Genomic DNA, 21,132 nt, shown 5'->3' with positions numbered 1-21,132 from the left:
GACTCCTACGACTCGGTGGTGGTCGGGGGCCCGAGGAGCTCCCAGCCCTCCGTGATCACTCGACCATACAGGACGTCCGGATCCAGCCGACGCAACTCCTCGGCGAGGCACTCGCGCAGGGTGCGGCGCGGCAGCACGATGTCGTGCGACGGCTGTCCCGGCTGGGTGAGAGTCGCGTCGATGTCGTTGCTGCGCTGCAGCAGGATGTCGCCACTGGGACGCGTGAGACGGACGAACTGGATGCCGTGCTCCCACTCGTCGGGGTCAGCCGAGCGCCAGCTCACGGGCACGTCCAGCTTGAGCCGCAACCACGCGGCCAGCAGTCCCGTGGAGGGGGAGCTGCCGGCGCCCACGACTTCGACGGCCGTGACCGGCTCGTACGGAGGCTGGTCCAGCACGGCGGCGAGCTGCTCACGCCAGCGCGTCAGACGAGTCCAGGCGAGATCGGTGTCGCCGGGTGCGTAGGTCGCACCCAGTTGGCTGAGCCGGGTCTTCGCGAACGGCGGTGTCGACGCATCCGTGATGCGACGCTGCGCGACACGTCCCACTTCGGAGGTCGAGGGGGAGGCCGGCGGGTGATCGGGCCACCACGCGACAACCGGAGCGTCAGGCAGCAGCAGGCCGGTGATGAGACCCTCCTGGCTCGCCGCGGCGGGACCATGTGCGCGCAGTACGATGACCTCGCTCGCGCCGGCGTCGCCGCCCACGCGAATCTGCGCGTCGAGCTTCGGCTCGCCCGTGGGATCGGCGATCAGCACGATGACGCGCATCGGGTGCTCGCGGGAGGCGTCGTTGGCGGCCTCGATGGCTTCTTCCTGCAGGCCGTCGGCCGTCACGATGATGAGGGTCAGCACGCGGCCCAGCGCGACCGCACCGCCCTCTTCACGCACGCTCACGAGCGAGCGCGCGATCTTCGAGACGGTGGTATCGGGCAGATCGACGATCATGGACGCCTCCAGACGCGGCCGTCGCGGGCCAGGAGCTCATTGGCGGAAGAGGGGCCCCATGAACCGGGGGCGTACTGCTCGAGCGGACCACCGACGGCGGCCCAGTACTCCTCGACGGGGTCGACGATCTTCCACGACAGTTCGACCTCTTCGTGACGGGGGAACAGCGGTGGGTCGCCGAGCAGGACATCCAGGATGAGGCGCTCGTACGCCTCGGGGCTGGACTCGGTGAAGGCGTGCCCGTAGCCGAAGTCCATCGTGACGTCGCGCACCTCATTCGCCGCGCCGGGAACCTTCGAACCGAACCGGATCGTGACGCCCTCGTCGGGCTGCACGCGGATCACGAGCGCGTTCTGGCCGAGCTCGAGCGTCTGATTGCGCTGGAACAGGTGCTGCGGCGCGCGCTTGAAGACGACCGCGATCTCCGTGACGCGGCGACCGAGGCGCTTGCCCGCGCGCAGGTAGAACGGGACGCCCGCCCAGCGGCGCGTGCCGATCTCGAGCTTGATGGCCGCGTACGTCTCCGTCGTCGACTCGGGGTTGATGCCGTCCTCTTCGAGGAAGCCGGTGACCTCCTCGCCGCCCTGCCAGCCCCCGGCGTACTGTCCGCGGGCAGTCGCGGTGGACAGGTCCTCCGGCAGGCGGACCGCGGCGAGCACCTTCTCCTTCTCGGCGCGCAGGTGCGAGGCATCCATCGAGATGGGCTCCTCCATCGCGGTCAGAGCCAGCAGCTGCAGGAGGTGGTTCTGGATGACGTCGCGCGCGGCGCCGATGCCGTCGTAGTACCCGGCGCGGCCGCCGACGCCGATGTCCTCGGCCATCGTGATCTGCACGTGGTCGACGTAGTTGGCGTTCCAGATCGGCTCGTACAGCTCGTTGGCGAAGCGCAGCGCGAGGATGTTCTGCACCGTCTCCTTGCCGAGGTAGTGGTCGATGCGGAAGATCGAGTCGGCCGGGAACGCGGCCTCGAGGCCCGCGTTCAGCTCTCGCGCGGACTGCAGGTCGGAGCCGAACGGCTTCTCGACGACGACACGGCGCCAGGCATCCGGGTTGTTCACCTTGTCGTCGACGAGACCGGAGTCCTTCAGCTGCTTCGTCACGATCGGGAAGTCACGCGGCGGGATCGACAGGTAGAACGCGTGGTTTCCCATCGTGCCGCGTTCGACGTCGAGCTTCTCGACCGTCTCCCGCAGGCGGCGGAACGCGTCGGCGTCGCCGAACTCGCCGGAGACGAAGCGGATCCCCTGCAGCAGCTGCTTCCACGTCTCCTCGCGGAAGGGCGTACGCGCGTACTGACGCACGGAATCGTGTACGACCTCGGCGAAGTCCTGGTCCTCCCAGTCGCGCCGCGCGAACCCGACGAGCGCGAAGCCCGGGGGGAGCAGGCCGCGGTTGGCGAGGTCGTAGACGGCGGGCATGAGCTTCTTGCGCGACAGGTCTCCTGTCACGCCGAAGATGACCAGCGCGCTCGGACCGGCGATGCGGTTCAGGCGGCGGTCATCGGGGTCGCGCAGAGGGTTCACTCCGCGCGAGATCTCGACAGTCATCGGTGTGGAACTCCTACTGGGCTGCTTCGAACAGCGCGAGCACGTCGGCCTGCGGGTCGGAGAGGGTGAGGGTCACGACGGGGCGCCCGTGCGCGACGAGCACGGCGGCGTCACCGGCGGCCTGCGCGGTGATGAGCTGGCCGAACGTGAAGGGCCGGCCGGGGATCTCGAGGTCGACGTCGCTCGGCCCGAGGATCTGCAGGAACACGCCCTCCGCGGGACCGCCCTTGTGGTACTGGCCGGTCGAGTGCAGGAAGCGCGGCCCCCAGCCGAAGGTCGTCGGGCGACGGCTGTCGGCGGCGACCAGTTCGCGCAGGCCCGCGAGCTGCGGCACGGCGACGCGGTCGACGTAGGCCTGGATCGAGACGTACCCGGTCGGCGAGAGGCGGGCCCACAAGGCATCCAGCACAGATTCGAGGCTCGCTCCCTCGACGAGGGCGATGTCGGAGACGCGCACCTCGATGCCGCCCGCGCGGAACGCCGCGGCGCCCACCTCGGGGCGCGCGTCGAGGAGCCCGCGCGCCGCCTCCTTGGCGGATTCGACGTCGGGCTGGTCGAAGGGGTTGATGCCGAGGATCTGCCCGGCGATCGCCGTCGCGTACTCCCAGACGATGAACTGCGCGCCCAGCGATCCGCTGACGAGCACCTCACTCGGATGCTGCTCGATCAGCTGGAAGTGCACCGCGTCGTCGACGAGACGCACCAGCTGCATGTCGGTCGGTGTGAAGTCGGGGTCGGCCTCGGGGGAGAGCGGCTGCAGCACGACGGGCAGGATGCCTGTGCCGTTCTTGCCCGTCGACTCGGCGACGAGCTGCTCGATCCAGTCGGGGAGGCCCACGATGTGCGTGCCGTCGGTGATGAGACCGAGCTTGTCGCGGCGCGGCTCGCCGTCGGCGGTGCCGGCGATCGCGGCCGCGAGGATGAGCGCGGGGTTGCGCGCGTCGTCGATCGACACCTCGAGCAGGGTCGCGTCGGCCTCGTCGAGGATCTCCGAGACGTCGACGCCCGCGAGCCCGGCCGGCACGAGACCGAACGCGGTCAGGGCCGAGTAGCGGCCGCCGACGTTCGGGTCGGCGTTGAAGACGCGGTAGCCCGCCTCGCGCGCCGAGACGTCGAGCGGCGATCCCGGGTCGGTGACCACGACGATGTGCGCGGCGGGGTCGATGCCGAGGTCGGTCCACGCCGCCTCGAACGCGCGACGGGCCGAATCGGTCTCGATCGTCGAGCCGGACTTCGACGAGACGACCAGCACCGTCTCGGCCAGGCCGCCCTGCTCGGCGTCGCCGTCGATCGCGGCGAGCACCTGACCGGGGGCGGTGGAGTCGAGAATCACCAGCGGCAGGTTCGCGGTCGCCGTGATCACCTCGGGCGCGAGCGACGAGCCCCCCATGCCGGCGAGCACCACGCGGGTGATGCCACGCTCGCTCAGCTCCGCGCGGAGCGCCTCGATCTCGGGGAGGAGCGGGCGCGAGACCGAGACGGCCTCGACCCAACCGAGCCGACGTGCGGCCTCGGGGGCCGCCTCGGGTCCCCACAGGTCGGGGTCGCCGGCGGTGATGCCGCTCGCGATGAGCGAGTCGACGAGCCCCGGCAGCGTCTGGTCGACCACGTCCTTGACGTGGCCGGAGACATGGATCTCGAAGCTCACTGCGCGTTCTCCGCGGCGTTCTCCGGTGCGCTCTCCAGCGCCGTGGCGACGGTCTTCTGCAGGTCGTGCCACGAGGCGATGAACTTCTCGACGCCCTCGTCCTCGAGCACCTGAGTGACGTCGGCGATGTCGACGCCGAGCTGCGCGAGCTGGGCGAACACGAGCTGCGCGTCTTCGTAGTGATCGGTGATCGTGTCGCCGGTGATGACGCCGTGGTCGAACGTGGCCTCGAGGGTCTTCTCGGGCATCGTGTTGACGGTGCCGGGGGCGACGAGCTCGGTCACGTACAGCGTGTCGGGGAGGGCCGGGTCCTTGACGCCGGTGGATGCCCAGAGCGGCCGCTGCACGTTGCCGCCGGCGGCGACGAGCTCCTGTGCGCGCGGGGTGGCGAAACGCTTCTCGAACAGCTGGTACGCGAGGCGGGCGTTCGCGAGCCCCGCCTTGCCCTTCAGCGCCTCGGCCTCTTCACTGCGGTAGAGCGACAGCCGCTTGTCGACCTCGGTGTCCACGCGCGAGACGAAGAACGAGGCGACCGAGTGGATGGCCGACAGGTCGTGCCCGTTCTTCTTCGCCTGCTCGAGACCGGCGAGGTACGCGTCGATGACCTCGCCGTAGCGCTCCAGCGAGAAGATCAGGGTGACGTTGACCGAGATGCCCTCGGCGAGCGTCGCGGTGATCGCGGGGAGTCCCGCCTTGGTCGCGGGGATCTTGATCAGCGCGTTCGGGCGGTCGACCTTCGCCCACAGCTTCTTCGCCTCGGCCGAGGTGCCCTCGGTGTCGTGCGCCAGGTCGGGGGAGACCTCGATCGACACGCGCCCGTCGAGCCCGCCGGTGGCGTCGTAGACGGGGCGGAAGATGTCGGCGGCGTCGCGCACATCGGTCGTGGTGATCTCGAAGATCGCGGTGTCGACGTCGGCGCCGGCGGACGCGAGGGCCGCGAGCGGCGCGTCGTACGAGTCGTCGTTCTGGTTGCCGATCGCCGCCTGGAAGATCGACGGGTTCGTGGTGACACCGGTGACATTCCGGGTCGAGATCAGCTCGGCGAGGTTGCCGGAGTCGATGCGCGAGCGCGACAGGTCGTCGAGCCAGATGCTGACGCCGGCGGCGGACAGATCTTCGGTGGGGGTGCTCATGCGTTGTTCTCCTTGACGGTTGCGCGCGCCGCTTCGACGACCGCATCGGCGGTGATGCCGAACTTCTCGAACAGGGTCTTGTAGTCGGCGGAGGCGCCGAAGTGGTCGATGCCGACCGAGCGGCCGGTGTCGCCGACGATGCCGCGCCACAGCGGGGTGGAGCCGGCCTCGACCGACACGCGCGCCGTGACGGCGGCGGGGAGCACGCTCTCGCGGTACGCCGCATCCTGCTCGGCGAACCACTCCAGCGAGGGCGCCGACACGACGCGCGCGGCGATGCCCTCGGCGGCGAGGGTCTCGCGCGCCTGCACGGCGAGTTGCACCTCGGAGCCGGTCGCGATGAGGATCACGTCGGGGGTGCCGTTCTCGGCATCCACCAGCACGTAGGCGCCCTTCGCGACGCCGTCGGTCGTCGCGAACCCGTCGATGCCGCGGGGGAACACCGGCACGTTCTGCCGGGTGAGGGCGATGCCGACCGGGCCGCCCGAGGTGCGGCGGACGATCTCGAGCCACGCGGCGGAGGTCTCGTTCGCGTCGGCGGGGCGCACCACGGTGAAGTTCGGGATGAGCCGCAGCGTCGACAGATGCTCGACCGGCTGGTGGGTCGGGCCGTCCTCGCCGAGCGCGACCGAGTCGTGCGTCCAGACGAAGATCGACGGGATGTCCATGAGCGCGGCGAGGCGCACCGGGGGGCGCATGTAGTCGCTGAAGATCAGGAACGTGCCGCCGAACGGACGGGTCGGTCCGTGCAGCTTGATGCCGTTGACGATCGCGCCCATGGCGTGCTCGCGGATGCCGAAGTGCAGCACGCGACCGTACGGGTCGCCCGACCACTCGTGGGTCGACCACTCGGCGGGGATGAAGCTCTTGGCATCCTTGATCGTCGTCAGGTTCGACTCGGCGAGGTCCGCCGACCCGCCCCACAGCTCCGGGAGCTGCGCGGCGAGGGCGTTGATGACCTGGCCCGACGCGGCGCGCGTGGAGACGTCCTTGCCCGCTGCGAACGTGGGCGCTTCGAGGTCTGCGGGGAGCTCGCCGGCCTCGAGCCGGTCGAGGAGGGCCTTCCGCTCCGGGTTCGCCGCGGCCCACGCGTCGAAGTCCTTCTGCCAGGCGGCGCGCGCCTCGGCGGCGCGATCCTGCAGCTCGCGGGTGTGCGCGATCACGTCGTCGGCGACGACGAAGCTCTGCTCCGGGTCGAAGCCGAGCACCTTCTTCGTCGCGGCCAGCTCGTCGGCGCCGAGCGCGGACCCGTGGATCTTGCCGGAGTTCTGCTTGCCGGGGCTCGGCCAGCCGATGATCGTCTTCAGGATGATCATCGACGGCTTCGACGTCTCGCCCTTCGCGGCCTCGATCGCCGCGTACAGCTCGGCCACGTCTTCGACGTACTCGCCGGTCTTCTTCCAGTCGACGGTCTGCACCTGCCAGCCGTACGCCTCGTAGCGCTTGGCGACGTCTTCGGTGAACGCGACGTTCGTGTCGTCTTCGATCGAGATCTGGTTCGAGTCGTAGATCGCGATGAGGTTGCCGAGCTTCTGGTGGCCGGCGAGGCTGGATGCCTCGGCGGTGACGCCCTCCTGCAGGTCGCCGTCACTGGCGATCACGTAGACGAAGTGGTCGAACGGGCTCGTGCCGGCAGCGGCCTCGGGGTCGAACAGCCCGCGCTCGTAGCGCGCCGCGTACGCGAAGCCGACGGCGGAGGAGAGGCCCTGACCCAGCGGGCCGGTCGTGATCTCGACGCCCTTCGTGTGGCCGTACTCGGGGTGCCCCGGAGTGAGCGAGCCCCAGGTGCGGAGGGCCTGGAGGTCGCTGAGCTCGAGACCGAAGCCGCCGAGGTACAGCTGCACGTATTGGGTGAGCGACGAGTGCCCCGCCGAGAGGATGAACCGGTCACGGCCCAGCCAGTGGGTATCGGACGGGTCGTGACGCAGCACGCGCTGATACAGCAGGTACGCCGCCGGCGCCAGGCTCATCGCCGTGCCGGGGTGGCCGTTGCCGACCTTCTCCACGGCATCGGCGGCCAGCACGCGGGCGGTGTCCACCGCGCGCCGATCGATGTCTTCCCAGTCCAGGACGGTGTTCAGCTCGGCCACGCGGTCGCCTTTCTGCAAGAGCGCCCACGCCGGTCGGTTGCCTCGAAGAGAAGGGGGAGGGGATCGGCGAATCGGGCGCGCGTATGTGCCTCCAGCATATCGAAGCGGTATGCCGTCGGGGCGATGCATGACGCCGATCGGCAGCGTCTCGACGCGTGGGGGATGGTGGGCGGATGCCCCCGCCGGCCGTCGGCCGTCCGCAGCCATGACGTAGACTGACGGGGACTTTCCAGACAGCGGCGGGGGAGATGGACATCACGACGACCCAGAGCGGTGAACGCGCCACCACCGGGCGCGATCTGCGTCACACCGTCGCCGCCTACGTCACCCTCACCAAGCCTCGCGTGCTCGAGCTGCTGCTGGTGACGACCGTGCCGGTGATGATCCTCGCGCAGGGCGGCATGCCCGACCTGTGGCTCGTGATCGCGACGACGATCGGTGGGGCGATGAGCGCCGGCTCCGCCGCCGCGTTCAACATGTACCTCGACCGTGACATCGACGCGCACATGCACCGCACCGAGAACCGCCCGCTCGTGACGGGTGAGATCTCCCCGCGTGCGGGTCTCGTGTTCGCCTGGGTGCTGGCCGGGGCGTCCACCGTCTGGCTGCTCGCGACGACCAACTGGCTCGCGGCGACGCTCAGCGTGGTGGCGATCTTCTTCTACGTCGTGATTTACACGATGATCCTGAAGCGCCGCACCGAGCAGAACATCGTGTGGGGCGGCATCGCGGGATGCTTCCCCGTGCTGATCGGCTGGTCGGCCGTGACCGGGTCGCTCACCTGGACCCCGTTCATCCTGTTCCTGCTCGTGTTCCTCTGGACGCCGCCGCACTACTGGCCGCTGTCGATGAAGTACAAGGGCGATTACGCCGAGGCCGATGTGCCGATGCTCGGCGCGACGCGCGACGGCATCCAGGTCGGTCTGCAGGTCATCCTGTACGCGTGGGCGACGGTCGCCTGCTCGCTGCTGCTCATCCCGGTCGCGGGCATGGGACTCGTCTACACCGTGTCGGCGCTCGTGTTCGGCGGCTGGTTCGTCTACGAGTCGCACGTGCTCTACAACCGTGCCGTGCGCGGCGAGCAGATCAAGCCGATGCGCGTCTTCCACGCCTCGATCACGTACCTGACGCTGCTGTTCCTCGCGATCGCCGTCGACCCGCTGCTCCCGTTCTGACCCGCTGGCGCGCTGCGCCTGCGTAGCTGCGGAGATCTCGCGAGCCGCGCGGCTCGCGCAATTGCGGAGATCTGCCGAATCGCGGATGCCTGGGCGCGAGGCATCCGCTGTTGTGCCGATGTCCGCGGTGGCGCCGGCGGGGCGGGGCACGAGTGGAGGGGGCGTCGCCTCCTCCCCAGGGGCGAACGTCGCGCGAGTTGTCCACATTCGCGTCGCTCCGGCGTTTTCAGGCGACCCCCCTCGCAACGATGACGGGATGGACGTCGCCACACACCCCCGACTGCGCGCGCTGACCGAGGCCGTGCGGGCCCGCCAGGGCGTCGCGCGCACCGTGATGCTGATCCGCGCGGGCCATTCGCGCTCCCGCATCGCCGGCGCGCTCGATGCGGGGATGCTCGTGCGCGTGCGGCGAGGATGGGTCGCGCTCCCCGGCGCCGACCCCGAACTGGTCGCCGCGGCGCGGGACGCCGTCGTGCTCACCTGCGTGACGGCGGCCCGGCGTCTCGGCCTGTGGGTGCTGGCAGAGGACCGGTGCCACGTCGCCGCCGATCCGCATCGCGGCGGACCGGCGCCGGAGGCGGTCACGGTCCACTGGGCGCGGCCGGTCGTCCCGCGTCACACCGATGCGTTGGCCGATCCGGTGGAGAACGCGCTCGTCGCCGTGGCATCCTGCCAGCCGCACGAGGCGGCACTCACGGTGTGGGATTCGGCCGTGCGCCAGGGCCTCGTGACGAAGGCCGAGCTGGCGCGGCTGCCGCTCGGTCCGGCGGGGCGCGCGGTGCTGGCGGCGGTGGAGGAGTTCACCGATTCCGGGATCGAGACGCTCTTCCGGGTGCGGCTGCGCTGGCTGCGCGTGCGGATCCTGCATCAGATCTGGCTCACCGGGCACCGGGCCGACTTCCTCATCGGCGAGCGGCTCGTGGTGCAGGCGGACGGAGGGCATCACGTCGGGGCGCAGCGCGCGGAGGACCTCGCCCACGACGCGGAGCTGATGCTCCGCGGATACCACGTGCTGCGCTTCACGTACGCGCAGATCGTCGGCGACTGGCCCGCTGTGCAGAGCGCGATCATGCGCGCGCTCGCGCAGCGCCTGCACCTCGCGTAGGCCGGGCACACGCAGAACCGCGGAGATCGGCACTCCTGCGGATCGGTGCCGGCGAGGCATCCGCAGGTGTGCAGATCTCCGCGGTTGCGGAGGGAGCGGGCGTCAGGCGCGCGGTGCGTCCGTGTTCGGCGTGGCGTCGGTCTCGACGACCGGCTCGGAGGCCACGACGGGCTCGGATGCCACGACAGGCTCCGAAGAGACGACCGGCTCCGAGGCGGTGACGGGAGCGGCGACCTCGACGACGTCCTCTTCCGACGGCTCGACGACGACAGCGTCCGCGGCGGGTGCGACGGCCGAGTTGAGCGCGCCGAGCACGAGAGCGAGAGCGAGACCCACGAGGCCGGCGCCGATGAGGATCGCGCCGAGGACGGCCCAGATCTGACCGGCGTAGACCTCGACGCCGGTCGCCGTCCCGTCGGTGAGTGTCGACGCCATCGTGGTCAGCTTCGAGATGAGCAGGTAGGCGCCGCCGGCGATCGCGACGACGGAGCCGCCTACGAGCACCCAGAACGGGATGCTGCGGCTGAGGCGGGTGGTGGACATGCGGGACTCCTTCTGTCGTGCCGACGCACACGCGACGGCTGTTCGACTATCTGCGAACCGCCCGAGTGCGAGCGATGCACCACCTATGATCCCGCTGTGGATCCGTCGGCGAAAGTCAGCACGGCGCGCGGGGCCTTCAGATGCATCAGCACCGCGGTCATCGCGGAGACGAGCGTCACCGCCAGCACCATGTGGATGTTCACCAGGACGATCGGCAGTCCGGTGCGCGCCTGCCACAGTCCCACGATGATCTGCACGACCTCGACCGCCAGCAGCAGTCCGGTCCACAGCGGTAGGCGCAGCGTCTGCGGCATGCGGAACGACACGGCGAACACGACGATCGTCAGGGCGAACAGCAGGTACGCCGGCCAGCTGTGCACGTGCTGCCAGAAGATCGGGTCGAGCCCGTTGCGCGCCGCCGCATCGTCGCCCGCGTGCGGGCCCGATCCGGTGAGCAGGATGCCGATGATGACCGTGATCAGCACGACGACGCTCGTCACGTGCACGAGTGTCGCGTGGCGGCGCGGCACGGCGAGACGGCGCGGCCCGGGTTCGGCGTAGACCCGCACGACGTAGGCGGTGGCGATCGCGACGAGCGCGGCGGAGATCAGGTAGTGCAGCCCGACGATCGCCGGGTGCAGGTGCAGCCACACCGTGACGCCGCCGACGACGGCCTGCAGGATGATGCCGATACCGACGGCGAGGGTCAGGCGGGGAAGCTCCGGGCGCGTGGACCACAGCCGCACCACCGAGAGGAAGGCGAAGAGCGCCACGACCACCAGCACGCCGGTGAGGGTGCGGTTGCCGAACTCGATCAGGCCGTGCACGCCGAGCTCGGGCGTCGGCACGAGCGACTCGGACGTGCAGTACGGCCAGGTCTCGCATCCCATGCCCGAACCGGTGAGCCGCACGAGGCCGCCGGTGCCGACGATGACGATGTTGCTGATCAGCAGCAGCCACGCCAGCACCCGGGTGTACCGGGTGATGTGGTCGGGCAGCAGCGCCGAGACGAGCGTCGGTCGTGCGGGCGCCGCGGTCGCAGCGGACGGATCGGACATGGCTGTCGCCTCCTGGGATGCGCCTCGGGAAGGCGCCGGCCACGCCCGAGGGGGAGCGTTGCCTGTAGACTCGAATGGTGGGAACGGCGACGCGATGCGTGCCCGACCCACTCCCAGTCTAGGCGCGCGAACTGTGCGTCCGAGAAAGACGCAGACGGCCTGACAGCGGCATCCCACCCCTCGCCGACGACCCTCCACCGTGAGCACGGCGGGTCGTGGGAATGTCGGAGCGGATGACACCGCCGGGCGCGAAGGAGGCAATGCCATGTCGGATGTGCTCATCGACCGACCCGAGCTCGAAGGGCTCGGCGTCTACGAGTTCGGCTGGCACGACGCGGATGCCGCGGGTGCCAGTGCCAAGCGAGGCCTTTCCGAGGCCGTCGTGCGCGACATCTCGGCCCTGAAGGCCGAACCGGAGTGGATGCTCAAGACGCGCCTGAAGGGCCACCAGCTCTTCGGCCGCAAGCCGATGCCCACGTGGGGCGCCGACCTGTCGGAGATCGACTTCGACAACATCAAGTACTTCGTCCGCTCCACCGAGAAGCAGGCGCAGTCGTGGGAGGACCTCCCCGAGGACATCCGCAACACGTACGAGAAGCTCGGCATCCCCGAGGCCGAGCGTGCGCGCCTGGTCGCCGGTGTCGCGGCGCAGTACGAGTCCGAGGTCGTCTACCACCAGATCAACGAAGAGCTCGAGCGTCAGGGCGTCATCTTCATGGACACCGACACCGCGCTGCGCGAGCACCCCGAGTTCTTCGAGGAGTACTTCGGCACGGTCATCCCCGCCGGCGACAACAAGTTCGCGGCCCTCAACACCGCGGTCTGGTCGGGCGGCTCGTTCGTCTACGTGCCGCCGGGCGTGCACGTGGAGATCCCGCTCCAGGCCTACTTCCGCATCAACACGGAGAACATGGGCCAGTTCGAGCGGACGCTGATCATCGCCGACGAGGGCTCGTACGTGCACTACATCGAAGGCTGCACGGCCCCGATCTACAAGTCCGACTCGCTGCACTCGGCGGTCGTCGAGATCATCGTCAAGAAGAACGCGCGCGTGCGCTACACGACGATCCAGAACTGGTCGAACAACGTGTACAACCTCGTCACCAAGCGCGCCGTCGCCCACGAGGGCGCGACGATGGAGTGGATCGACGGCAACATCGGCTCCAAGGTGACGATGAAGTACCCCTCGATCTACCTGATGGGCGAGCATGCCAAGGGCGAGACGCTGTCGGTCGCCTTCGCCGGCCCCGGCCAGCACCAGGATGCCGGCGCGAAGATGATCCACATGGCGCCGTACACGCAGTCGTCGATCGTCTCGAAGTCGATCGCCCGCGGCGGCGGACGCGCGGGCTACCGCGGTGAGGTGCGGGTGGATGCCAATGCGCACCACTCGGCGAACACCGTGCGCTGCGACGCGCTGCTGGTCGACACGAAGTCGCGCTCCGACACGTATCCCGCGATCGACATCCGCGTCGACGACGTGCAGCTCGGCCACGAGGCGACGGTCTCGAAGGTCAGCGAGGAGCAGCTGTTCTACCTCATGAGCCGCGGCATGCCCGAAGACGAGGCGATGGCCATGATCGTGCGCGGCTTCATCGAGCCGATCGCCCGGGAGCTGCCCATGGAGTACGCCCTCGAACTGAACAAGCTCATCGAGATGGGCATGGAAGGATCCGTCGGCTGATGACGACAGCGACTCAGACCCCCGCCTCCTCGGGCCAGGAGCGGACGGAGGGTCACCTCGACCCTGCCGCGCGCCTGACCGGCGTCCGCCAGCCCGGCATCCCCGACAGCAACGAGTTCGTGCCGGTGCAGACCCGCTCCGAGCGGCCCACGTCGTTCGACCCGGCCGACTTCGGCACGCCCGTCGGCACCGAGGTCAACTGGAAGCACACGCCGCTGAAGGCGATCGCCGAGCTGCTGCGCGACGAGCCCGCCCCGCACGACGTCATCGGCGTCGAGGTGTCGGCGCCGGACGCCGTCGAGCAGGGCCGTCTCGCCGTCGGCGAGGCGCCGCGCGGCGAGGTGTTCCGCCCCGAAGACCTGCCGAGCGCGATCGCCTGGCACCAGGAGGCCGAGGCGCCGCTCATCCGCATCCCGCAGGGCGTCGAGCTCGACGATCCGATCGTGGTGCGCCTCACCGGCCGCGGCGGCGTCGCACACGCCCACGTCGTCATCGAGGCGCAGCCGCACTCGCGCGGCACCGTGATCCTCCGCCACGAGGGCACCGCCCAGCAGGCGCAGAACGTCGAGATCATCGTCCGCGACGGCGCCGCCCTCACGCTCGTGTCGGTGCAGCGCTGGGACGACGACGCCGTGCACCTGGCATCCCACCAGGCCCGCGTCGACCGCGACGCCGCGCTCACCCACGTCGTCGTCAGCCTCGGCGGCGGTCTCGTGCGCGTGAACCCGTCGGTCGAGCTCTCCGGCGCGGGTGCCGACGGCAAGCTCTACGGCCTCGCCTTCTCCGACTCGGGGCAGCACCTGGAGAGCCAGGTGTACCTGCACCACAAGGGTCCGCACACCACCGGCGACGTGCTCTACAAGGCCGCCCTGCAGGGCGCCGGTGCGCGCACCGTGTGGATCGGCGACGTGCTGATCGGGCCGGATGCCACGGGCACCGACTCGTACGAGGCGAACCGCAACCTGGTGCTCACCGAGGGCGCACGCGCCGACTCGATCCCGAACCTCGAGATCGAGACCGGCGACATCGTCGGCGCCGGACACGCGAGCGCCACCGGACGCTTCGACGACGAGCAGCTGTTCTACCTGCAGGCGCGCGGCATCGCCGAGGACGAGGCGCGTCGCCTCGTCGTCCTCGGCTTCCTCGCCGAGATCGTGCAGAAGATCGGCATCGACGACCTGCAGAGCGAGCTCATCGAAGCCATCGAGGCGGAACTCGCGCTCACGGCATCGGTCTCCGCCGAGGCATCCGCATGACCGCGCAGAAGGTGCTGAACCTCAGCGACCTCGAGCAGGACACCGCGGTGCGCGTCGTCGTCGACGGCGTGCCCATCGCCGTCGTGCTCGACTCGAACGGCGAGGTGCACGCGATCGGCGACACCTGCACGCACGGCGACGTCTCGCTCTCCGACGGCTTCGTCGAGGGGGAGACCCTGGAGTGCTGGGCGCACGGCTCGGCGTTCTCGCTGCGCACCGGCCGCCCCCTGAACCTCCCGGCCTACGAGCCGGTGCCCGTATACGAAGTGACGATCGACGGGGACGACATCCTCATCGACCCCGCCGTCACCAAAGATGTGAACTGACGAAGGAATCTGACATGGCTGTTCTCGAGATCCGCGACCTGCACGTGACGGTCGAGACCGACGAGGGGACCACCCCCATCCTCAACGGCGTCGACCTGACGGTCCGCACCGGCGAGACCCACGCGATCATGGGCCCGAACGGTTCGGGCAAGTCGACGCTCGCCTACACGATCGCCGGGCACCCCAAGTACACGGTGACGCAGGGCACGATCACCCTCGACGGCGAAGACGTCCTCGCGATGTCGGTCGACGAGCGCGCCCGCGCGGGCCTCTTCCTCGCGATGCAGTACCCGGTCGAGATCCCGGGCGTCACCGTCACGAACTTCCTCCGCACCGCCAAGACCGCGATCGACGGCGAGGCGCCCGCGATCCGCGCGTGGACGAAGGACGTCAAGGCGGCCATGAAGGACCTTCGGATGGACCCGAAGTTCGCCTCGCGCAACGTCAACGAAGGCTTCTCGGGCGGCGAGAAGAAGCGCCACGAGATCCTCCAGCTTGAGCTCCTCAAGCCCGCGATCGCGGTGCTCGACGAGACCGACTCGGGCCTCGACGTCGACGCGCTGAAGATCGTCTCCGAGGGTGTCAACCGCGCGAAGGCCGCCACCGACCTCGGTGTGCTGCTCATCACGCACTACACGCGCATCCTCCGCTACATCAAGCCCGACTTCGTGCACGTGCTCGTCAAGGGTCGCGTCGCCGAGGAGGGCGGCCCCGAGCTCGCCGAGCGCCTGGAGAACGAGGGCTACGACCGCTACCTCGACCCCAGCGATGTCACCGAAGCCTAGGATCGACGTATGACCGCGACGCTCAGCCCGGAGAAGTACGACGACGTCACCGAGGCGCTCAAAGACGTCATGGACCCGGAACTCGGGATCAACGTCGTCGACCTGGGGCTCATCTACGACCTGTCGTGGGACGACGAGAACGACGCGCTGGTCATCCACATGACCCTCACCTCGGCCGGGTGCCCGCTCACCGACGTGCTCGAGGAGCAGACGGCGCAGGCGCTCGACGACGTCGTCGACCGGTTCCGCATCAACTGGGTGTGGATGCCGCCGTGGGGCCCCGAGCGCATCACCGACGACGGGCGCGACATGATGCGCGCCCTCGGCTTCGCGATCTGACGCCGGCCGGTCGGCGAGCCGGCGCGCCCGCGAACGAGGTCAGCGAGCGAGTGCGCGTGCGGCGAGGTCGACGTCGCGCTCGTCGTTGAACACGTGGAACGCGACGCGCGCGCGGCCGTTGCGCCCCGAGGCGATCAGCCCGGCGGCGGTGAGGCGCGCGAGGTCGGCGCCTGACGCATCCGGCCACGTGACGATCGCGCTCGGCCGCGCGGGCTCGGCGAGGCCGATCAGCGCGCGGAACCGCGCCGCGAGACCCGTCGCGTGCGCGTGCAACGCGCCCGGGTCGGCGTCTGCGAAGGCCCGGAGCGCGGGTTCGGCGCCGACGAACGCCTGCCACGCCGGCGACACGTCGAAGCGCCGCGCGCAGGAGGCGAGCTCGGCCGCACCGCCGTAGCACGACGACCACGGATCGTTGCCGGCGTACCACCCGGCGTGCAGCGGAGTGAGGGTGCGGGCGTATTCGGCACGGAGCGCGAGGAAGGCGACGCCGCGCGGGCAGCACAGCCACTTGTACGCGTGGCAGAGCAGGGCGTCGACGCGCGAGGCATCCACCGGCATCCATCCGACAGCCTGCGTCGCGTCGCACACCGTGCGTGCGCCGACGCGCGCCGCCGCGGCGCCGATGGCGTCGAGGTCGGCGACCTCGCCCGAGCCCGACTGCACCAGCGAGAAGGCGACGAGGTCGGTGTCCGCCGCGATCTCCTCGGCGAGGGTGCGCAGCGGGACGGCGCGCACCTCGATGCCGCGACCGGCGTGGACGAAGGGCAGCACGAGCGAGGAGAACTCGTCTTCGGGCACGAGCACCCGCGCGCCGCTCGGCAGCGCGGCGGCGAGCAGCGAGACCTGCGCCGAGGTCTGCGAGCCGATCGCGACGCGGTCGGGTGCGACGCCGACGAGGCGCGCGAAGTGCGAGCGCGATGCCTCGACGGCCCGGCTGTACCCCGCGACGTCGGGGCGGCCGGCGAGATCGGCCGTGATCGCGCGCCGCGTGCCCGCCGTCGGCAGTCCCGCCGTGCAGGCGGCGAGGTACCCCGTTGCCGCGGCCGCATCCGCTCCCCGGAATTCTGCGCGGAGCGCCGCAAGGCGGTCGGTCGCGGTCGCCGTGAGAGTCATGCCTCCAGCATCAGCTTGGGCATACTCATGCGTCTACGTCAGGTATGGAATGCATCGCATGCCGTGAGATTATGTGTGCATGACGGATGCCTCGGTCGAGCTCGACGTGCTGAGCCTCAAGATCGTGCGGGCGATCGCCGACACCGGCTCGATCACCGGCGCGGCGGCGGCGCTCGGCTACAGCCAGCCGGCGATCAGCCAGCACCTGCGCCGCCTCGAAGCGCGAGTCGAGGTGGCGGTCGTAGAGCGGGTCGGGCGCGGCGTGCGGCTCACCGAGGCGGGGCGCGTGCTCGCCCGGCACGCTCCGGCCGTGACCCTCGCCGTCGACGCCGCCGCCGAGGAGCTCGCGCAGCTGCGGGGGCTCCGGACGGGGGTCGTGCGCCTGGTCGCCTTCCCCTCGGCATCCCCGGTGCTCGTGCCGCGCCTCATCGCCGCCCTCGCCGCCGCGCACCCCGGGCTCTCGCTGACGTACCTGGAAGCGGAGCCGCCCGAAGCGGTCGAGGCGATCCGCGACGACCGCGCCGACATCGCGCTCACGTTCAGCTACCCGGGTGACCGCGACGACCCGCACCGGTCGAGCGCGCGCGGCCTCAGCGTCCGCGCCGCGGGGCGCGACGAGCTGATGCTGGTGCTGCCGGCGGGGCACGGGCCGGTCGACGACGTCTCGGACCTCGCCGACGAGACCTGGATCGCCGGATGCCCGCGCTGTCGCGGCCACCTGCTGGAGCTCTGCGAGCGCGCGGGCTTCGCGCCGCGCATCGGCTACGAGACCGACAACTACGTCGCGGTCGAGGGCCTCGTCGCGCAGGGGATCGGGGTGGCGACGCTGCCGCGGATGGCGCTCGAGTCGTTCCCGCTGCTGCCCGGGGTCGCGACGGTGCCGCTCCCGGTCGCCGAGGCGCGGCGGCTGCACCTCGTGACGGCGCAGAGCGCGGAGCGCGTGCCATCCATCGCCGCGGTGCTCGAGGTGCTCGGACCGGTGCTGCAGAGCGTCGGGACGAGCCGGAAGGAGCGGGCCGCCGCTGGCTAGACTGGGGGAGATGTCTGCAGCGATCGATCCCCGTACCACCACCGCCAGCGGCACCGACGTGCGCGTGCGGTTCTGCCCCTCGCCGACCGGGCTGCCGCACGTCGGCATGATCCGCACCGCGCTCTACAACTGGGCGTACGCGCGGCACACCGGTGGCAAGCTGATCTTCCGCGTCGAAGACACCGACGCCGCGCGCGACAGCGAGGAGAGCTACCATCAGCTCGTCGACGCGCTCACGTGGCTCGAGATCGACTGGGACGAGGGCGTCGAGAAAGGCGGCCCGCACGCCCCGTACCGGCAGTCGCAGCGGCGCGACATCTACGCGGGCGTCCTGCAGCAGCTCATCGACAGCGGTGCCGTGTACGAGTCGTACTCGACCGCCGAGGAGATCGACGCGCGCAACGAGGCGGCGGGGCGCGCGAAGCAGCTCGGGTATGACAACTACGACCGGACGCTCAGCGATGAGCAGAAAGCCGCCTTCCGCGCCGAGGGGCGCGAGCCCGCGTACCGGCTGCGCGTGCCCGACCACGACCTCACCTACGTCGACCTCATCCGCGGCGAGGTGACCTTCCCCGCCGGCTCGTTCCCCGACTTCGTCGTCGTGCGAGCGGGCGGGCAGGCGCTCTACACGTTCACGAACCCGGTCGACGATGCGCTCATGGGAATCACCCACGTCATCCGCGGCGAAGACCTCATGCCCTCGACGGCGCGTCAGCTCGCCCTCTACGACGCCCTCATCGGCGCGGGGGTGACCGACTTCGTGCCCCGGTTCGGGCACATGCCGCTGGTGCTCGGCGAGACCGGCACCAAGAAGCTCTCCAAGCGCGACCCGCAGGCCGACCTCTTCCTGCAGCGGGAGAAGGGCTTCATCCACGAGGGGCTGCTCAACTACCTCGCCCTCCTCGGCTGGTCGATCGCTCCCGACCGCGACGTGTTCACGCTCGACGAGTTCATCGCCGCGTTCGACATCGCCGACGTCAACCCGAACCCGGCCCGCTTCGACCAGAAGAAGGCCGAGTCGATCAACGGCGACCACATCCGCATGCTCGAGGCATCCGACTTCGCCGCCCGCCTCGTGCCGTACCTGGCGACGGCGGACCTCGTCGAGAACCCGCCCACCGCCGACCAGCAGACGATCCTCGACGCGGCGGCTCCGCTCGTGCAGGAGCGCATGCAGCTGCTCGGCGAGGCGCCGGGCCTGCTGGGCTTCCTCTTCCGCGACGAGGTCGTCTACGACGACGACGCGCTGAAGAGCCTGCCGGAGAACTCCGGGCCGGTGCTCGTCGCGTCGGTCGGCGCGCTCGAACTCGTGCCCGAGCAGGGCTTCACCGCCGCGGCGGTGCAGTCGGAGCTGCAGAAGGCGCTCATCGACGACCTGGGTCTGAAGCCCCGCGTCGCTTACGGCCCGCTGCGGGTCGCGATCAGCGGTCGCCGCGTGTCGCCGCCGCTGTTCGAGTCGATGGAGATCCTGGGCAAGGCGGAGACGATCCGCCGGCTGGATGCCCTGGTGCAGCGCATCGGCTGACGCCCGTGCTCGGCGCGGACGCCCTGCGGGTCACCCGCCGCGTTCGTAAATGCCCGTCACCGGCGAGTCGCCGACGGCCGTGCAGTTCGCCAGCACCCACGTGCGGATCTGGGCGCTGGAGGTGTCGGCACTGCTCGATCCGTCCGAGTTGCCGCAGTGTTGCCGGTTCCTGTGCTGCCGAAGCAGCCCCCGCGCGACGAACCGGCGGCGCCGGTGCTTCCCGACCCGAGCACGTATCGGAGCGCACCATCCTCGACGAGCTTCTCGAAAGCGGTGAGCGTCGGCGCGGCGTCGCCGCCGTTGAAGCCGCCGATGCTGCCGACGCTGCCGATGAAGAAGCGGTGGGATGTCGGGATCAGCGCCACCACGATGATCCAGCCGAGCGAGAGCGCGAGGCTGACAGCGCCCGCCAGCGCGAGGTGCGAGATCTTGCGAAGCCACGGACGGCGGGTGCACAGGTACGCGGCGGCGAGGGCGGGCCACACCGCCCACGACTCGAGCATGTACGTCTGGAAGCCGGCGGCCATGAACACTCCGTGATGAGGGCGGCGGCGGTCGCGGCCAGCGCATCGGGGATGCTGATCGCCGAGGGGGGAAGCCGAACAGCCGTGCCGACAGGGTGGTGATCCAGAACGAGCCGGGGATCTTGTCCCGTGCAAGGGTTCCCGCCGGGTCGACCGCGCCGAAGAAGAAGTTCGGCCAGCTCCTGCTCATCGACAGGGCGATCGAGGCGTAGTACTCCGACATCGATTCGCCGACGCCCCATGCGGTGAGCGCGAACGTCACGGCGGCGAGCGCGACGAGTGCCCACGTCCATGCTCCGCCGCGGCGGCGGGCCGGGGTCGCGAGCGCCGCGGGCGGCGGCGCGGGGGAGGCATCCATGATCAGCACGGCAGTCACGCTAGAACCACCCCACCCATCGGCATCGAAGCGTGGGCTATGAAGTCGTTGGATCCGCCGGCATGCGGATGCCTCGGCCCGGGAGGATCGGGGCGGCACGCCCGGGCGTCGCGGGTTTGGCTGCACCCCGACCGTGGGCTAAGCTAGACCCTCGGTACGACTTCGGTCGAACCCCCTTGGGGTATGGTGTAATTGGCAACACGGCTGATTCTGGTTCAGTTGTTCTTGGTTCGAGTCCAGGTACCCCAGCAACGAATCGCTAGAGTTCCCTGGGAAGTCCGGCTCCCTCCTCACTCCGTCGAATGGCGCGATTTGGCGTCTGGTGACCAGAAACCCCCGAGAGGCGCGTCTCGCCCTCGTCTCTGCTGATGAAGTACGCACTCGGCCCCGCTCGTTCGCGTGGGTACGCGCTCCGCACCTGTCTGGCATGGAAGCTCATGCACGCATCGAGGTCGAGCCCGCGTTCCTGACCCAGGCTGAGGTAGCCGTGCTGCTGGGCGTGCCCGCGCGCACGCTCGAAGGCTGGCGGCTCACGAAGTCGGGGCCGCCGTGGCTGAAGCTCGGCCGGCACGTCAAGTACGACCGCGACGACGTGCTCGCCTGGGCGCGGGAGCAGCGTCATGGCTAGGCCGAAGATCGCCGCGGGCGAGGTCGGCCAGGTGCAGGTGACGCAGCTCGCGAACGGGAAGTGAAGCTCGTCGATTCGGTGCAAGCCGATGAAGTGGTTGAGGTCGTTGGTCATCTGGACGACCCAGTGACGAACGCGCGAGCGCTTATCGAGGTAGCAAAGCTCGAAGAGCCACTACTCATTGACCCCTACCTCCCCGCGTCGGGATGACGTCCCCTGGAGTGGTGGAGGATTCGGCAGGGTTGTCTGCGTCGTAGACGTGGGTGAGCCATCGTGCGATGGTCAGTGAGAAGTACCGAT

General features: G+C 70.1%; 19 protein-coding genes and 1 tRNA gene. 11 read left to right on the top strand and 9 right to left on the bottom strand.

What is annotated here, in order from left to right:
* Positions 1-5 precede the first annotated feature (5 nt).
* From LOK55_RS07745 to tkt, 5 genes are read right to left on the bottom strand one after another with little or no spacing between them, the layout of a single operon-like run.
* On the bottom strand, positions 6-947 hold the full coding sequence (locus LOK55_RS07745; protein WP_196322855.1) for a glucose-6-phosphate dehydrogenase assembly protein OpcA: 942 nt from the start codon (positions 945-947) through the stop codon (positions 6-8).
* Positions 944-2,494, bottom strand: a complete 1,551-nt coding sequence (zwf, locus tag LOK55_RS07740) for a glucose-6-phosphate dehydrogenase (RefSeq protein WP_196322854.1) — start codon at positions 2,492-2,494, stop codon at positions 944-946. Before zwf ends, LOK55_RS07745 begins: the two co-directional genes overlap by 4 nt.
* A 13-nt stretch (positions 2,495-2,507) precedes the next feature.
* Positions 2,508-4,142: a glucose-6-phosphate isomerase gene (locus LOK55_RS07735; protein ID WP_229934916.1), complete on the bottom strand. Its 1,635-nt coding sequence runs from the start codon at positions 4,140-4,142 to the stop codon at positions 2,508-2,510.
* The gene (tal, locus tag LOK55_RS07730) at positions 4,139-5,275 is read right to left on the bottom strand and encodes a transaldolase (RefSeq protein WP_229934915.1); all 1,137 of its coding nucleotides are present in this window, start codon (positions 5,273-5,275) and stop codon (positions 4,139-4,141) included. Before tal ends, LOK55_RS07735 begins: the two co-directional genes overlap by 4 nt.
* On the bottom strand, positions 5,272-7,365 hold the full coding sequence (gene tkt, locus LOK55_RS07725; RefSeq protein WP_374107633.1) for a transketolase: 2,094 nt from the start codon (positions 7,363-7,365) through the stop codon (positions 5,272-5,274). Before tkt ends, tal begins: the two co-directional genes overlap by 4 nt.
* Positions 7,366-7,613: 248 nt before the next feature.
* Here tkt and LOK55_RS07720 point away from each other — a divergent pair, with 248 nt between their 5' ends.
* Together LOK55_RS07720 and LOK55_RS07715 are read left to right on the top strand one after the other, a co-directional pair.
* The gene (locus LOK55_RS07720; protein WP_229934914.1) at positions 7,614-8,540 is read left to right on the top strand and encodes a heme o synthase; all 927 of its coding nucleotides are present in this window, start codon (positions 7,614-7,616) and stop codon (positions 8,538-8,540) included.
* Between the two features lie 256 nt (positions 8,541-8,796).
* The gene (locus LOK55_RS07715) at positions 8,797-9,645 is read left to right on the top strand and encodes a type IV toxin-antitoxin system AbiEi family antitoxin domain-containing protein (protein ID WP_229934913.1); all 849 of its coding nucleotides are present in this window, start codon (positions 8,797-8,799) and stop codon (positions 9,643-9,645) included.
* A gap of 102 nt (positions 9,646-9,747) precedes the next feature.
* On the opposite strand, the gene LOK55_RS07710 is transcribed toward LOK55_RS07715, so the two are convergent.
* Positions 9,748-10,188, bottom strand: coding sequence for a dinucleotide-utilizing enzyme (locus LOK55_RS07710; protein WP_229934912.1), 441 nt, complete (start codon positions 10,186-10,188; stop codon positions 9,748-9,750).
* Between the two features lie 83 nt (positions 10,189-10,271).
* Entirely contained in the window at positions 10,272-11,246 is a 975-nt protein-coding gene (locus LOK55_RS07705) for a heme A synthase (RefSeq protein WP_229934911.1), read from the bottom strand.
* Between the two features lie 265 nt (positions 11,247-11,511).
* Between LOK55_RS07705 and sufB the strand changes: the two genes are divergently transcribed.
* Genes sufB through LOK55_RS07680 form a run of 5 tightly spaced genes read left to right on the top strand, consistent with a single transcriptional unit; the run spans position 11,512 to position 15,636 of the window.
* On the top strand, positions 11,512-12,930 hold the full coding sequence (sufB, locus tag LOK55_RS07700; protein ID WP_141378776.1) for a Fe-S cluster assembly protein SufB: 1,419 nt from the start codon (positions 11,512-11,514) through the stop codon (positions 12,928-12,930).
* Positions 12,930-14,186, top strand: coding sequence for a Fe-S cluster assembly protein SufD (gene sufD, locus LOK55_RS07695; protein WP_229934910.1), 1,257 nt, complete (start codon positions 12,930-12,932; stop codon positions 14,184-14,186). The genes sufB and sufD overlap by 1 nt, the downstream gene beginning before the upstream one ends.
* Entirely contained in the window at positions 14,183-14,512 is a 330-nt protein-coding gene (locus LOK55_RS07690; RefSeq protein ID WP_141378780.1) for a non-heme iron oxygenase ferredoxin subunit, read from the top strand. Before sufD ends, LOK55_RS07690 begins: the two co-directional genes overlap by 4 nt.
* 14 nt (positions 14,513-14,526) lie before the next feature.
* Positions 14,527-15,297: a Fe-S cluster assembly ATPase SufC gene (gene sufC / locus LOK55_RS07685; protein ID WP_229934909.1), complete on the top strand. Its 771-nt coding sequence runs from the start codon at positions 14,527-14,529 to the stop codon at positions 15,295-15,297.
* A 9-nt stretch (positions 15,298-15,306) separates the two neighbouring features.
* Positions 15,307-15,636: a metal-sulfur cluster assembly factor gene (locus tag LOK55_RS07680; RefSeq protein WP_141378784.1), complete on the top strand. Its 330-nt coding sequence runs from the start codon at positions 15,307-15,309 to the stop codon at positions 15,634-15,636.
* Between the two features lie 39 nt (positions 15,637-15,675).
* Here the strand turns inward: LOK55_RS07680 and LOK55_RS07675 are convergent, their stop codons facing one another.
* Positions 15,676-16,749: an aminotransferase class V-fold PLP-dependent enzyme gene (locus LOK55_RS07675; RefSeq protein ID WP_229934908.1), complete on the bottom strand. Its 1,074-nt coding sequence runs from the start codon at positions 16,747-16,749 to the stop codon at positions 15,676-15,678.
* 79 nt (positions 16,750-16,828) lie between these two features.
* Between LOK55_RS07675 and LOK55_RS07670 the strand changes: the two genes are divergently transcribed.
* On the top strand, positions 16,829-17,779 hold the full coding sequence (locus LOK55_RS07670) for a LysR family transcriptional regulator (RefSeq protein WP_229934907.1): 951 nt from the start codon (positions 16,829-16,831) through the stop codon (positions 17,777-17,779).
* Positions 17,780-17,789: 10 nt separating this feature from the next.
* On the top strand, positions 17,790-19,304 hold the full coding sequence (gene gltX, locus LOK55_RS07665) for a glutamate--tRNA ligase (RefSeq protein ID WP_229934906.1): 1,515 nt from the start codon (positions 17,790-17,792) through the stop codon (positions 19,302-19,304).
* A gap of 56 nt (positions 19,305-19,360) precedes the next feature.
* On the opposite strand, the gene LOK55_RS07660 is transcribed toward gltX, so the two are convergent.
* Positions 19,361-19,831, bottom strand: coding sequence for a hypothetical protein (locus LOK55_RS07660; RefSeq protein ID WP_229934905.1), 471 nt, complete (start codon positions 19,829-19,831; stop codon positions 19,361-19,363).
* 550 nt (positions 19,832-20,381) lie between these two features.
* Between LOK55_RS07660 and LOK55_RS07655 the strand changes: the two genes are divergently transcribed.
* Positions 20,382-20,453, top strand: a tRNA-Gln gene (locus tag LOK55_RS07655).
* Between the two features lie 178 nt (positions 20,454-20,631).
* The gene (locus tag LOK55_RS07650) at positions 20,632-20,832 is read left to right on the top strand and encodes a helix-turn-helix domain-containing protein (RefSeq protein ID WP_229934904.1); all 201 of its coding nucleotides are present in this window, start codon (positions 20,632-20,634) and stop codon (positions 20,830-20,832) included.
* Positions 20,833-21,132 lie beyond the last annotated feature (300 nt).

This window comes from Microbacterium sp. F2E, from assembly GCF_020905435.1.
Classification (GTDB): Bacteria; Actinomycetota; Actinomycetes; order Actinomycetales; family Microbacteriaceae; genus Microbacterium; species Microbacterium lacticum.
The sequence above is the reverse complement of the archived record's forward strand: the minus strand, read 5'-3'. Positions and strand labels throughout refer to the sequence as shown.

Coding starts and splice junctions, on each gene's coding strand:
- LOK55_RS07745 (WP_196322855.1), bottom strand. CDS start 947: ATGATCGTCGATCTGCCCGATACCACCGTCTCGAAGATCGCGCGCTCG.
- zwf (WP_196322854.1), bottom strand. CDS start 2,494: ATGACTGTCGAGATCTCGCGCGGAGTGAACCCTCTGCGCGACCCCGAT.
- tal (WP_229934915.1), bottom strand. CDS start 5,275: ATGAGCACCCCCACCGAAGATCTGTCCGCCGCCGGCGTCAGCATCTGG.
- LOK55_RS07720 (WP_229934914.1), top strand. CDS start 7,614: ATGGACATCACGACGACCCAGAGCGGTGAACGCGCCACCACCGGGCGC.
- LOK55_RS07715 (WP_229934913.1), top strand. CDS start 8,797: ATGGACGTCGCCACACACCCCCGACTGCGCGCGCTGACCGAGGCCGTG.
- LOK55_RS07710 (WP_229934912.1), bottom strand. CDS start 10,188: ATGTCCACCACCCGCCTCAGCCGCAGCATCCCGTTCTGGGTGCTCGTA.
- LOK55_RS07705 (WP_229934911.1), bottom strand. CDS start 11,246: ATGTCCGATCCGTCCGCTGCGACCGCGGCGCCCGCACGACCGACGCTC.
- sufB (WP_141378776.1), top strand. CDS start 11,512: ATGTCGGATGTGCTCATCGACCGACCCGAGCTCGAAGGGCTCGGCGTC.
- sufD (WP_229934910.1), top strand. CDS start 12,930: ATGACGACAGCGACTCAGACCCCCGCCTCCTCGGGCCAGGAGCGGACG.
- LOK55_RS07690 (WP_141378780.1), top strand. CDS start 14,183: ATGACCGCGCAGAAGGTGCTGAACCTCAGCGACCTCGAGCAGGACACC.
- sufC (WP_229934909.1), top strand. CDS start 14,527: ATGGCTGTTCTCGAGATCCGCGACCTGCACGTGACGGTCGAGACCGAC.
- LOK55_RS07680 (WP_141378784.1), top strand. CDS start 15,307: ATGACCGCGACGCTCAGCCCGGAGAAGTACGACGACGTCACCGAGGCG.
- LOK55_RS07675 (WP_229934908.1), bottom strand. CDS start 16,749: ATGACTCTCACGGCGACCGCGACCGACCGCCTTGCGGCGCTCCGCGCA.
- LOK55_RS07670 (WP_229934907.1), top strand. CDS start 16,829: ATGACGGATGCCTCGGTCGAGCTCGACGTGCTGAGCCTCAAGATCGTG.
- gltX (WP_229934906.1), top strand. CDS start 17,790: ATGTCTGCAGCGATCGATCCCCGTACCACCACCGCCAGCGGCACCGAC.
- LOK55_RS07660 (WP_229934905.1), bottom strand. CDS start 19,831: ATGGCCGCCGGCTTCCAGACGTACATGCTCGAGTCGTGGGCGGTGTGG.
- LOK55_RS07650 (WP_229934904.1), top strand. CDS start 20,632: ATGGAAGCTCATGCACGCATCGAGGTCGAGCCCGCGTTCCTGACCCAG.